The sequence below is a fragment of the Cobetia sp. L2A1 genome, assembly GCF_009796845.1.
Lineage (GTDB): Bacteria > Pseudomonadota > Gammaproteobacteria > Pseudomonadales > Halomonadaceae > Cobetia.
On sequence record NZ_CP047025.1, the window covers coordinates 2,344,055 to 2,357,553 of the forward strand.

The 13,499-nt window shown below is 58.6% G+C and carries 11 protein-coding genes; 1 reads left to right on the plus strand and 10 read right to left on the minus strand.

Features of this window, described 5'->3' with window-relative positions:
* Window positions 1-262: 262 nt before the first annotated feature.
* From GQR90_RS10075 to GQR90_RS10095, 5 genes are all read right to left on the minus strand, one after another.
* Window positions 263-1,357: an ADP-ribosylglycohydrolase family protein gene (locus tag GQR90_RS10075; protein WP_158773989.1), complete on the minus strand. Its 1,095-nt coding sequence runs from the start codon at window positions 1,355-1,357 to the stop codon at window positions 263-265.
* 265 nt (window positions 1,358-1,622) lie between these two features.
* Window positions 1,623-2,663, minus strand: coding sequence for an Ldh family oxidoreductase (locus tag GQR90_RS10080; protein ID WP_233266220.1), 1,041 nt, complete (start codon window positions 2,661-2,663; stop codon window positions 1,623-1,625).
* 32 nt (window positions 2,664-2,695) lie between these two features.
* Window positions 2,696-4,024: a TRAP transporter large permease gene (locus tag GQR90_RS10085; protein WP_158773990.1), complete on the minus strand. Its 1,329-nt coding sequence runs from the start codon at window positions 4,022-4,024 to the stop codon at window positions 2,696-2,698.
* Window positions 4,021-4,536, minus strand: coding sequence for a TRAP transporter small permease subunit (locus GQR90_RS10090; RefSeq protein WP_158773991.1), 516 nt, complete (start codon window positions 4,534-4,536; stop codon window positions 4,021-4,023). Before GQR90_RS10090 ends, GQR90_RS10085 begins: the two co-directional genes overlap by 4 nt.
* A gap of 80 nt (window positions 4,537-4,616) precedes the next feature.
* Window positions 4,617-5,675, minus strand: coding sequence for a C4-dicarboxylate ABC transporter substrate-binding protein (locus tag GQR90_RS10095; protein ID WP_158773992.1), 1,059 nt, complete (start codon window positions 5,673-5,675; stop codon window positions 4,617-4,619).
* A gap of 338 nt (window positions 5,676-6,013) precedes the next feature.
* Between GQR90_RS10095 and GQR90_RS10100 the strand changes: the two genes are divergently transcribed.
* Window positions 6,014-6,622: a helix-turn-helix domain-containing protein gene (locus GQR90_RS10100; protein ID WP_158773993.1), complete on the plus strand. Its 609-nt coding sequence runs from the start codon at window positions 6,014-6,016 to the stop codon at window positions 6,620-6,622.
* Between the two features lie 103 nt (window positions 6,623-6,725).
* Here GQR90_RS10100 and GQR90_RS10105 read toward each other — a convergent pair whose 3' ends face one another.
* From GQR90_RS10105 to GQR90_RS10125, 5 genes are all read right to left on the minus strand, one after another.
* Window positions 6,726-8,246, minus strand: coding sequence for a sodium:solute symporter family protein (locus GQR90_RS10105; protein WP_158773994.1), 1,521 nt, complete (start codon window positions 8,244-8,246; stop codon window positions 6,726-6,728).
* Window positions 8,239-8,427 (minus strand): hypothetical protein, encoded by a 189-nt coding sequence (locus tag GQR90_RS10110; RefSeq protein WP_158773995.1) that lies wholly within the window; start codon window positions 8,425-8,427, stop codon window positions 8,239-8,241. The genes GQR90_RS10105 and GQR90_RS10110 overlap by 8 nt, the downstream gene beginning before the upstream one ends.
* Window positions 8,428-8,451: 24 nt before the next feature.
* A complete protein-coding gene (locus GQR90_RS10115) occupies window positions 8,452-11,565 on the minus strand; it encodes a c-type cytochrome (RefSeq protein ID WP_158773996.1) in 3,114 nt (1,037 codons plus the stop codon).
* Window positions 11,543-12,055: a (2Fe-2S)-binding protein gene (locus GQR90_RS10120; protein WP_199269404.1), complete on the minus strand. Its 513-nt coding sequence runs from the start codon at window positions 12,053-12,055 to the stop codon at window positions 11,543-11,545. Before GQR90_RS10120 ends, GQR90_RS10115 begins: the two co-directional genes overlap by 23 nt.
* Before the next feature lie 177 nt (window positions 12,056-12,232).
* Window positions 12,233-13,291, minus strand: coding sequence for a 2,5-dihydroxypyridine 5,6-dioxygenase (locus tag GQR90_RS10125; protein ID WP_158773998.1), 1,059 nt, complete (start codon window positions 13,289-13,291; stop codon window positions 12,233-12,235).
* Window positions 13,292-13,499: the final 208 nt, after the last annotated feature.

Below are 13,499 nucleotides of genomic sequence, written 5' to 3' on the forward strand. Positions count from 1 at the left end.
CAATTGGCACTCATCTTGAATTCCTATCGAACGCTCCACGGATTGCTTCACCACAAGTCATGCAATATCAATCACTTGCGAAACCAATATGTCATGCAACCTTCATAGGCCCGTGATCCAGGCATGTCCACACGGACGCAATGACAGGGAAAAGACCCAAAAAAACGCGGTGCAATCCAGGGATTGCACCGCGTTTTTTTCTACCTTGCTTCTCGCCCCTTGGCTTTTGGTCCCAGCTATCATGATGCTGAATCATCAAGCATCAGTAGCCCGGATACTTCTCCCAAACCCACTCTTCATCCTTGCCGCCACCGCCCGTGGAGAGATTCCAGCGGCTACAACCATACAGATCATCTGCCATTTCACGGATGACATCGCCAAGCTCCAATGGCTCGCGCCAGCGTTCAGGGATCACTGCCTCCCCCCATAGCGCGCCCAGCAGATTGCCAGTGATGGCTCCCGTCGAATCAGAATCACCATCGTGATTGACGGCCATTTCGATGGCATCTCTGAAGGTATCAGCCTTCATGGCGCAGTAGACCGAGATGGCCAGCGCCTCCTCCGCTATCCATCCAAGTCCCAGCTGCTCGATCGCCAGCTCGGGAGCGGTATCTGATTGCCCCAGTGACCGCGCCAGCACCAGCGCCGTCAGTGTCTCTTCATGGCGAGGCTGCTGCTCCAGGATTCGACAAGCGACACCCAACGCTTCTGTCAGCGAATCCCCTGCGACCAGTTGCTGAATCATGACTGCCAGGACACCACCGGTCAGCTGGCCTGTCACATGTCCATGGGTCAGCGCTGACACTTCCACACCCAGCGCAAAGCTCATCTCGGGAGACGCTTCCATGGCATGCGCAAACAAACCTACCGGTGCCACGCGCATCACCCCACCGCAGCCCTTACTGTCATTGCGAGCCTCATCACCGTAATGACGCATCTGCCTGAGTGCTGACAGGCATGTCATGCCGGGCGCTCGGCGAGAGTGAAGCGCTGGCTGCTTGATCAGCCACCCGCTGTCCAGCCACTCCTGCTCTGTATCCATGCTCGTCCGCTCCCCTTGGGTAAGAAGCCAGCGTTCATAGGCACTGCTGACGACACTTCGCTGTGATGACACTCCTCTGAGACATCCCCGCACATGGCTACGTAGCAAGCCCTCGGCGGTAAACAATGTCATCTGCGTATCGTCAGTAATCCGCCCCAGTCCGCCGTATGCCGGCGCATATTCTCGAATCCCCGCCGATCCGAAGCGAGACAGAATCTCGTGGCGCGACATGAACTCCACAGAGGCGCCCAGCGCATCCCCGACAGCACCAGCGAGCAAACATCCACGAAATCGCGATTTCAACTCAATCGTCATACGCACCTCCCAAACACGAGACAGGACAGCCACAGATAACGCCTGACCAGAACGACAAGATCGCCGGGTAGCTGTTGACGCTATCAGCAATGATGAACAAGGCGATAATACGGCTGGAAAAGTGCTGCACATTATCAGGCAGGACTGGATAGGGACCCAGGGATGAAGAAGCGTGAGCACAGCACCAGAAAGGCCGCCTGAAAAGGCGGCCTTTCTGGTGCATCAATACAACGATAGCGTGTACCTCGTGACTATCACGCGGCCATCACAAGATCAGCTTCATGACATCCTCGTACAAGGCTCGGCTGAGAGTAACCCCCTGCGCTTGATGTGTCTGACGCGCCTTGTAACGGCGTTCGGATGCCAGTCGTGCTCCCTGCTGCTTGACCATGTCGAACAACCTCTCGGAGCGCAGCATGTGTTGCTGGGTATTGCCGCCCGAAAGGCGCGCCGGGTCCATCGCGATGATCAGCTCACCATGATACGGCAGGCTTCCCTTGCCTTGATCATGCTCCGTGGACTCGATGCTGAGCATGTCACCGATCAGCGGGCCGGCAATCAATTCGACCATGATCGCCAGCGCCGAGCCCTTGTGCTCTCCGAAAGGCAGCATCGCCCCGTGGTCCAGTACCTCGGTGGGATCCTGCGACGGCATTCCCTCTCGATCGACGCCCCAGCCCAGCGGAATCTCATCACCCTGACGACGATGCAACTCGATATCACCGCGTGCAATGGCGCTGGTGGCAAAGTCGAACACGTACGGGTTGCCGTCTCCACGCGGCCAGCCGAAGGCGATGGGATTGGTCCCCAGCAGCGGTTGACTGCCGCCATGAGGTGCCATGTAGGACTGGGTCGGATTGCAGGCAATGGCCACCAGCCCTTCACGCGTCAGTCGCTCGATCTCGACCCACAAGGCTGTCGCGTGGACACAGTGATTGATGGCGAGAATGGCAATGCCATTGGCTTTCGCCTTGCTGACAAGCTCAGGTGCCCCCTGCTGAAAGGCCAGGGACGAGAAACCGCCCTTGGCATCTACCTTGACGACGGAAGGCGCCGCATCCTCGACGACCGGCACAGCCTTCGGCATCACGCCGCCATTGTTCAGTGTCGCGACAAACCCCATCAGGCGATAAAGACCATGTGAGCGGCTCCCTGACATTTCAGCAGCGACCAGTGCTTCGCTGATGGCCTCGACATGCGGCTTGCTGAAGCCATGACGAGTCAGCACCTTGTGGCACAACGCCTTGAGCTCTGCTTCACCAAGATTGATCTCCGCCCCACCCACGTGCTGCATTGCTTCACTCATGCGAATTCATTCCTTTAAAGAGTCGAGGAGCCTTACTTCCATGACGGCCCGCTGATGGCATCCGGCAACCACAGCGCCAGACCCGGGAATGCCAGGATCAACGCCAGGACCAGAAGCTGCAGGAATATGAAAGGCATTACGCCCTTGTACATATGCTTGAGGGTCACTTCAGGCGGCGTAATGGCTCTGAGATAGAAGATGGAAGGTGCCAGCGGCGGTGTCAGATAGCTTGTTTGCATCACGATCAGGAACGCCACGCAGAACCAGATCTCATCAAAGCCGAGCAGGCCGATGACCGGCATGGCCACGGGGATGACGATCAGGACCACCGAGATCATGTCGAGCACGAAACCGGCCAGGAAGGCGATCAACAGAATGGCACCGAGAATCAGCCATGGGCTCATGCCGGTATCCAGCAGCAGCGACTGGACGGTCGCCATCCCGCCGGAGGCGAAGAAGACACCGGCGAACATGTTGCCGCCCAGCACGATCAGCAGAATCATCGCGGTGATGTTGAGTGTGCGTATTGCCGCGCTCCACAGGATGGACAGCGTGAGATTGCGATACCCCAGCGCCAGCAATACGGAGCCGAGCGCCCCACAGGCCGCCGCTTCCGTCGGCGTGGCGATGCCCATCAGAATCGTCCCCAGCACCACCATGATCAGACTCATGGTCGGCAGCAGCGCACTCAGGGTAATAGTGAGCAACTTGCCCCACCCCGGGTGCTGCTCATCCTCTTTGAGTCGCGGCGCGAGCGCAGGCTTCAGTGCGCAGACCACGACAATATAGAGAAGGAACAACAGCGCCATCAGCAGGCCTGGGATCAGCAGACCACTGAACAGTGAGCCGACGGAAACACCGGCGACAGGTCCGAGAATGACCACGGTGATGGATGGCGGAATCGCCGTGCCCAATGAGCCACTGGCACAGATGGTGCCGGAGATCAGCGACTTGTCGTAGTGATGCTTGAGCATGACAGGCACGGCGAGCATGCCGATCACCGCCTCGGTCGCCCCGACGACGCCACTGGCCGCCGCGAAGATGGTCCCCATGATGACGGCTCCCACCCCCAGTCCACCCGGCATCCGCCGTGTCCACAGATGGATGGCACCGAACAGGCGCTCGGCAATGCCGGAATTCTCGAGCATTGCGCCCATGAAGATGAACAATGGCACGGCGGCGAGAATGGAGTTGGACGCCGTATCTTCAATCTTGGTCAACAGCTGATAGGCCGCGGCATCGCCGAACTGGGCAACGCCAAAGACGGTTGCAACGATGATCATCGAGAATGCGATCGGAAACCCGAGCACGATCAGCGCGATGAGTGCGGGGAACATGATCAGGCCAAGAATGTCGCTCATGAGTGCGCCTCCACAGCGTCATCGTGGCCAAGCAGCGTCGCCAGCAGCTTCAGCATCTCCGCGACCACCTGCAGGGCCAGATAGACGAAGCCCAGCCACCAGACACTGAAGACCGGCCAGACGACTGGATTCCAGGCAGAACGTCCAGAACGCTCACTCGAAGAGAATGCCTCGATCGCATAGAACGAGAGCTCCCAGACCAGCCAAAGCAGGACCGGAAGAAACACTCCATAGCAGGCCAGGTGAGCACCCGCTCTCAGGCGTGGTGGGAAGTTCTGGCTCAGCACATCCACGCTGACGTGCTGCCCGACACGCAGGGCATTCGCCATGCCCAGCATGAAGATGGCGCCCATCACCATGTAGCTGACTTCAAACGCCCACAAGGTGGGTTTTCCCAGCACATAACGACTGAAGACTTCATAGACCAGCGCGAGCACCAGCGGCAGTATCAAGACAGCCCCCAGATACCCCGCCCAGCGGGTCTGGCGCTCAATGACAGCGATAATTTTCATGGCAACCTACCGGATAACAACAGGGAGAGAGCACAGGCGATGTTGCTATCGCCTGTGCCATGAACGTGTGGCGAAGCGTCTTAGCGCCCCATCTCCCCGATCGGCAGACGGTAGTCCTGCCAGGTCGTCATGCTCTGCTTGAAGTTGCGCTGCGACTCCAGCACACGGGCAAACCATTCGTTGTCGGCAGCCTTCTCATCTTCCCAGGCACGTGTTTCCTCGTAGATGGCATCAATGAAGGTTTGATCCAGCTGCACGATTTCATTGGGGCCCTCCTTCAGTTCCTTGAAGGCCGCGAGATCAGCAAAGGAGCTATCCAACCACGATTCGAACACGCTCAACTTGCCGGCGAGACGCAATTGATTCTGCTGGGCCTCACTCAGGCCATCCCAGGCATCGACGTTCACTTCACATTCAAGAATGCCGCCCGACTGATGAATACCGGGCAAGATGACGTACTGGGCCACATTCTGGAACCCTGTCGGCTTGTTGAGCTCCGGGCTGCCCCACTCCGCGGCATCGATCACGCCGCGATCAAGCGCCGTATAGATGTCACTGCCCGCCATCACCACGGTAGAAGCGCCGAGGCGCGAGGCGATTTCCGCCCAGGCCCCGGACGTTCTCAGGCGCAGCCCCTGGAAATCTTCCAGCGTCTGCACCTTCTTGCTGGAGTGCAGGAATATCTCGGTGCCCAGGGTCGAGCACGGGAAAGCAACGACACCGAAGACTTCACGCCGGAAGGCTTCGTAGAGTTCAATACCGCCCCCCTCATACATCCACAGCATGAACTCTTCCGGCGTCAGGCCGCTGGAATGCCCTGCCAGAAGTGCAGCGGTAGGATCGGTCCCGTAGTCATAGTTGATGTAGTTGTGGCTGATCTGCGCGACACCGGACTTCACGGTATTGGTCACGCGAAGCGCTCCCCCCAGAGTGCCGCCCGGAAACACCTGAATGCTCACATCACCGTTGGTCAATTCATTGGCATAGTCGGCAAAGGTCTTGGCATCTCGCTCGAGCCAGGGCCCACCACCCCAGGGAGTCGCCATTTTCCACTCGATGTCAGCGGCCTGCACCGTGGCAGTTGCCAGCAAGCCAACAGTGATACAGGTGCTGAGAATGTGTCTCTTGAAGTTGTACATTGTTGTTCTCCCGAGATTATTTTAATTAGAGTGCGGTGCTGATGCAGGACTGCCAGTGGCCGCGACCCTCCATGACACGTCATGGCCTCAGACGAGACACGAGAACCGCGAGCGACCTGTGCGCGAAAATCCGACCCTGCACGAGAATTGCATATACGCAATATTGCGTCAAATATGGATATTGCCTCGACATTCATCGCGATCGGGCTCTAAATATCTCTGCAAGCAGACACCGAGCCTGGAGCTGCATGGTTCAGCACCAGTCGCGGCCCAGCCCGAACATGACCTGTGATGCCTGAATGTTTCACACCCTGACCATCACGACGGAGCGACACGATATGCCCACTCACCAGGAACAGCCGCCGGTACTGAAACCTCGAAAACGACAGGCCGGCGCCATTGGTGACAACCTCAAGGCGTTACGCAAGGCCAGAGGATTGACTATCGCCAGCATGGCGCTTTCCTCGGGAATTTCCGCCGCGAGCATCTCGCGCATCGAGAACGGGCGTATTTCCCCGACGTTTGAAGTCATCGTGAGTCTTGCCAAGGGGCTGGAGGTAGATGTCAGCGAATTGTTCTATCACGCGGAAGAACACGCCTTTCGTGGCTGGCTGGCGCTCACGCGCGCTCAGGAGGGCGAAGTGGTGGAGACCCCCAACTATCGCTACCGTCCGCTGTGCAACAACGTGGCCTCCAAGGAATACATGGTGCTGGAAACCACGATATTGAATCGGAATCTGGCGGAGTTTGGCGATCTTCAGCGTCACGCAGGGCAAGAGCAGGTCATCGTCACCAGCGGTGAAGTGACCGTCTGGACAGAACTCTATGACCCGATTGAACTCGCAGTCGGTGACAGCCTCGCCTTTGACAGCACCCTGGGGCATGCCATCACCTACAACGGGGAGACCCCCGCTACGATCACCTGGGTATGCAGCGCTCATGCCTGAGGGTAGCGAGTATCGTGTGGGTGACGGCAAATGAATGATGCCAGAGACAAGAAAGCCCCTTTCGGGGCTTTCTTGTCTCTGCAATGAGATGACGCGACTGCCGTCAGTCCTTGGCGTACTTCATGGGCGCCGCATGGGAAGGAGTCGCCGAGGCACCCCGCTTCTTCTTCAACTCATCCGTGATGGCCAACATGAACTCATCTGCGGAGGAAGCATGCGGCTGAGTGGCAAGACTCACGCCAACGAACAACACGCTGGAGACGATGATGCCCCAGATGCCAGCAGGCAGGCCGAGCAGTGAGTTGCCGGTGGCGTACATCGCCAGCACGAAGATGGCAGTACCGATGACGCTGACCAGTACGCCTGCTGCCGTTCCGCGCTTCCAATAGAAGGCGCCGATGATGGCAGGCACTGCCGCGACGAGTCCCGACGATGCGGCAACCGACAGCACGGCGATAAGATCGAGCTTGAGCTCGGCAAAGCCTAGCGCCATCAACGCAATCAAGGGGACCACAATCTTGCCGACCATCAACTGACGCTTCTCACTGGCAGCGGGATTGAGGTTGGCATAGACATCACGCGCAAGCATCGATGATAGCGTCAACATGATGGAGTCAATGGTAGAGACGGCGGCAGCCATGATGCCAATCAGTACGATGACACCCAGCACCGGCGGCACGAATCCAGAACTCAGCAACGATGCTGTTGCCAGGTCAGCGCTCTCAAGGCTTGGGAAGGCGACCAGCGCAGAGAACCCCCACAGCACCGATACCAATGTGTAAATAAGGCCGAATACCAGGAATCCGAGCAGCATCTGTCGCATGGCCTTCAACGAGGATGGCATGAACAGGCGCTGACTGACTTGCGGATTGGAGAGACTGAAGAAGAACCACGGAATGGTAAGCCCGAGGAAAGTTACGAAGCTGAACAACCCCGACCCCGGCACCGTCAATGACTGCGGTTTCTCAGTGGCCAGCGTATCAAACAGGGTTCCAAAGCCACCGAGTCCCTTGATCACCAGAAACGCGACCAATGTAGAAGCCACAATCATCATGATGGCCTGCAATGAGTCAGTCCACATGACTGAACGAATGCCCGCGACGTAGGAGAAGAAGATAGCAATGGCCGTCGCCATTACCACACCCGTGGTGAAATCAATTGCACCGTTGGTTGTCCCCTGAAGCAAATAGCCTACGCCCGCCAGCTGCACTGCCGCGTAAGGAATAAGGAAGATACAACTGGCAATCGAGACTGCCATGGCGACGTGGCGGCTGTTATAACGCCGACCCAGCATCTCACTTGGCGTGACAAAGCCAAAGGCCTTGCCCACTGCCCAATATTTGGGACCGAAGATGGCAACGAGCGACACACCGGCAAAATAAATGATCTCGAATCCCAGTGCGCCGACCCCACCGGCATACGTCAGTCCTGCCAGCCCTACCATCATGAAGGCACTATAGGTCGTTGCGCTGTAACTCATTGCCGAGACAAAGCCGTTCATCTGACGATTGCCCAGGAAGTAGCCCGACATGCTTTCCGCACCCCCTTGGCGCGCTAGCAATGCAATCCCGACGGCAATCAACATGTAGATGGCGATGGACCACCAGATCAGTGACTCAGTCATTGCTGTGCTCCTCGAAATCCTTGGTGATATAGAGGTTCACGGCGATGACGATCACGCCCGCCACCGACCAGAACAAGAAACTGCCGTACCATGCACTCACATGGGTCAGTAACGTATAGGGCACTACGTAACAGAGCAGGACCAAGGCCCATATCAGCCATATCCATTTACTTCTCTTCATGATCAACCTCTTATTGTTGTCGTCTTAGGGGTGAGATGATGATGCGCTGTGGTGTTCCTTGCGTATCGCGGATACGCGCTGCTCAACGTCTTGCCAAGGGGAGCTGTCAGGCGCGAAGCGTGCCTGCAGATACTGCGTCAGCGTGGTGACCTGGGTGTCGGTGAAGCTGCCGGAGAAACCGGGCATGTTCCCGATACCAGGGGCGTGCTCAGCGTGCACACCGCCCAGGATGGCATGGAGGGTATTGTCGGGAGAGGCGCTGTGCAGATTGGTGTTCAATGCCAATGATGTCGTGGCACTGGAGAAGGACGGCACCAGCTGCTCGGCATGACAGGAGGCACAGGCGCCATCGAACAGACGTTCACCTGCCTCCCTCTCCGCAGGACCTGTCTGCGACAGCGCAACTCTGGCCGCAGCATCTTGCAGCATGACCGGACTATCGCCAGCCGGTGCCTCCATCTGTGTCGCGACATAGTGCGCGATGGCACGCACGTCATATTCCGGCAACTCCGCCAACCCCGCCACCACGGGCGCCATCGGCCCGGAAGCCACACCATGCAATGTCGACTTGCCTTCTCGCAGATAGTCATAGAGCGACGCTTCGCTCCAGGCAACTGGCGAGTGATTGAGCGTATTGAGTGCCGGCGCTTCCCAGCCGTCGATCATCGCGCCCGCCAGATAGTCCTTGCCACCGCGCTCAGCCCCCAAGGCATTGCGGGGTGAATGGCAGGCACTGCAATGCCCCAGCCCTTCTGAAAGATATGCGCCACGGTTATAAAGCTCGCTTTGCGCGGGATCTGGCATGAAAGGGGTGGTGTCGTGATAGAGCGTATTCCAGCCAGCGATCAAGGCGCGCTGGTTGAACGGGAACGTCAAGTCATTGGCGGGAGCGCTGGCACTGACCGCCGGTTGTGCCATGAGATAGGCATACAACGCCTGCATGTCAGCATCACTGACCTTGGCAAAGGCGGTGTAGGGAAAGGCAGGATAGAGATGATGTCCTTCTCGACTGACTCCCTCACGCATCGCACGTCTGAAGGCATCGTAGGACCACTGCCCGATGCCCGTGGCCTCATCTGGCGTAAGGTTAGTGCTGTAAAGCGTGCCAAACGGGGTATCAAAGCGATGGCCGCCAGCATTTTCAGTGCCGCCTTCTGCCGTGTGACACGCGGCGCAATCTCCGGCGGCGGCGACCAGTCTTCCGCGCTCAATGGTATCAGCCGAGTAGAGAGTGGCTGAGGGCCTCGCGATGGGGGCAATGGCCCCCTTCCATGGCCAGGCCATGACGACGGTGCCCGCGACCGCACTGGCAGCCGCCGTCAGCACCGTGCTCTTCACCCAGCCTTTGCTCACGCGACGTTCAGGCGAGCTTTTACGCCTCTGAACCCGAGCATCGTCTTTTTGCGGCCGCCCCTGCGTAACATCGTGAGCAGCGTCGCGTGATTTCAAGGCAGCCCGTACGCGTTTTGCCGTGAAAGGCGGCTGCCTGAAACGCACACCAGTCGCGTCGAACAGGGCATTGGCGATCACGGCGACCCCAGGCGACAGGTCTGCCGACTCGGGCAAGAGCGACAGCGTATCGTCAGAGGTTGAGGCGTGGTGACTTGAGTCGCAACCCGTTGAAGCAGCGATATCACGTGCCGAAGTGCCAGCGAGTGCAATCGTTCTGCTGCCGAGCTTATCCGGCGAGGTATTCACCACACGCTTGCCATCGCCCCACTCATCAAAGGCTGGCTCGTGGCCCAATACCGAAAAACGCTCACCCAGCACCCTGGCCTGCAGGGTCTGCTTCAGCCGCGCGGTATCCACGTCAGCGCCGGCGTCCTGACCGACCACCAATCGCGTCAGAGTCACATTTCCGGTAATGCGATTGACGTCAACATCGGCAATCCAGGCAGAACGCACGCCTGACGCCAGTCGATGACTGGCATCAGGTCGCTGGGAGTAGGCAAACCCCCGCCCCGCCAGCAGCTCCTGCGGCTTGTCTTCCATCCCATCGCTCGGCGGAGTCTTTCCCCACCCCGCACGCTGTGACACGGAGTGGATCAGCTCAGTACCACGCACATCTTCCATATAGCGCAATCGCAGCGCAATCGGGTCTTCATCACTGGCATGTGCCACCTCATCCAGGAACGACTCACGTGCGAAGACTTGCTGGATATCACCAAGACCCTCAAGCGCACTTCCTGCCGTTACACCGCCATTGCGCGCCGAGAGTGTCTCGTCGGCAAACTCATAGGGCGAAAACAGATCAATGCCATCCAACTCGTCTTGATACGGGTCTTCGTCGGCCTCTGATGCCACCTGACGATTCCCTGGCCACGCAGGCAAACGATCCGCCAGCAGCACCCCGACCGCTGGCACCTCACCAGTGAGGTGCGCCTGCTGGTTGCGATACTGCACAATCTCGCCATCACGCTTGCGCGCGGCACTGATGGAAATCCGCTGTGACACCCCCAGCGCCTTCACATCCCGGGTATAACTGGCGTCCAGCCAGACCGCGACAGGACAGCCTAGCGCATGCGACATCAGGGCAGCATCGACCGCAGCATCATCGCCACAGTGCCGCCCCAACCCACAAAGACGTGCCGAGGTCTCGCTGACCACGTGGATCTGGTGCGCCAGCATCCCCGTTGCGAATGCGAGATCTTCTTTCAATAGCGCCGCAGTAACAGTCTGCGCCCAGACATGGAGGCCATTAGTGGTGCAATCCGCCAATATCCAACCCGGAGCGTCACCCCACCCCATGCGGCTGGGCCAGCCATAGTCGTGATGATGGACGTCGTCTTGCGACGATGCCTGTGCCACTGGACTGCGGTCAGACAAGGCAGGCGCCCCATCCGTCACAGAGGACTGCCAGCGGGCCGTGAGCTGACGTGCGGCGTCTTGCGCTGCTGACAAGGAGTCCGCCACGATGCCAATGAAATTGGCCTCCCGCACGATCTGAAAACTGCCATTGGCATCTGAATCAGCACTGGACGTGATATCCAACAGCTGATCGCACACGAACTGATTGCCATCCCAGGCATACTGCGGGGGGCGCACTACCACACCGTAACGCGCACGATGAATGAGCTCGCCGGGACACCCTACGAGCGCTGAAAGTGATGGGAGTTCACTGCGCTGACGCTGACTCATCTGCCACCCCCTTCTTGATGGCGATAGCATTCAAAATCACCGCACGCTGGGCGGCTGCCAGGATCTCGACATGCGTGCCGCAGCGACAGAGGTTGTATTCCAGCGCCGCGCGCAGCTGGGCGGCTGTCGCATCAGGCTGGCGATTCAGTACGGCGCGCACGGTCATGATCATGCCATTGAGGCAATAGCCACACTGAGCTGCCTGGCAATCAATGAAGGCCTGTTGCACCGGGTCCAGCTGCTCATCATTGCCCAATCCTTCAAGCGTCGTGACCTCGCGCCCCACCACCGAGGCCACCGGAATGATGCAGGCCCTTGCGGCCATGCCATCCACCAACACGCTGCAGGCACCGCACTCTCCCAGCCCACAGCCATACCTGGGGCCGTTGAGCGCCAAATCATTACGCAGCACATTGAGCAGCGGGATGTTCGGAGACACCGACAACTCATGGGTTTTCTGATCAACCGTCAACGTCAGTGTCTGCGTCATGGGACTCATCATTATTGTTGGGTGGTTCGGGTTCTCTCGGGAACCTCAATTATGCATTGCCAATCCCGCGGAGGGGGCGCCTCTTGAGCCGATGCCCTCCATAGCCGCCAATCTCTGCACTTTTTCCTGCTTTCTGCTTACCGCACCCTGCTTGCTGCCAACTCTCATCAAGGCATGTCACTCAGATGACAATGAGCCCTGCGGCGCCACGATCTTGCCCTCTTCCACCATGGCGTTCCCGTCCAGAAAGACGGAGCAATGTCGTAGCGGAATATCCATGTGGCAGGGGGTGTTGCGCGGCCCACCCACTTCGGTATTGGGCCCGGTCGAGAACAGGAAATTACCCTCGAAGGCACGTGCATCCATGCCAATGGCATCGTTCTTGTCGTGCAACCCCAAGGCCGTCCACTGGGCTCGAGACTGCAATCCCCAGCCGATATGCGAGAAGGCGTAGACATCAGGATCCTTGAAATGGGCCATGTACTCGCGCAGGTATTCCGCATCAAAGCCGCCATGGATCTTGCGGATGAAGCCCTCGCTGATTTCCAGCGTGATCGGCTTGTCGCGCACGTAGGTCTTGAACGGCAGCAGAATATCGCCGATGTCTATCACGATCGTCCCTTCAGCACTGCCCTCGTTGGGCCAGGAGAACAGGAAACCACTCGGCCAGTGGTCCCAACGTCCCGGAGCATCGGCAAACCCGTACTCACTCACCACTGGGTATTGACCAAGACTGGCCGTGAAATCCGTGCCTGCCTTGGAAGTCACCTTGAAGGTGGAGGCCTGCTTGAAGACATCCGCTGCAGCCTCGACTCGTCGCTTGTCATCCAGGCTGGGCAGCATGCGTGCCAGCATTTCGGGTGGTTCGACCGCCAACAGGATTCGCGTGCCGGACTTGAGAATGGCCTCCTGCTCTGGTGAGTGCAGCAGCATCATGGTGTCCACGACCAGATCTGCCGCCATCAGCGCCTGCTGGGCGGCTGGATGATTGGTCAATGCGGTATGCCCGACATAGGCCGTGAGATCATTGCCGACCGCCGTTCGATGATTGAACGACGCCAATTCGACGATATAGGCCTTGGCACCAAGGCGCTGCGAGGCCTCCATGGCCGCCGCCACGATCATGGCATTGGAGTAATGGCTTTTGAGAATCGCCACGCTCTGGGTGTCATCCACCTTTGACAACGCGAGAACGTGCTCAAAATGTTGGGTCAATTCGCTTTGACTGACGGGCATTTCACCACCTCTTGTTCTGTTCTCGATGACGTGTCATTCGTTTGTGGCGGGTGCCGTCACTATTGCGCCAGCACCTATTGCGTCAGTGCCTCTTGCGCCAGCACGTACTGCCTCGGCACCACGTGGATCAGTTCCTGCATCGCCCGCTGACATCTCGTAGGCCTGTCGCGACTTCGCACTCGCACACCTTTAGTGCAATGCCGGATTG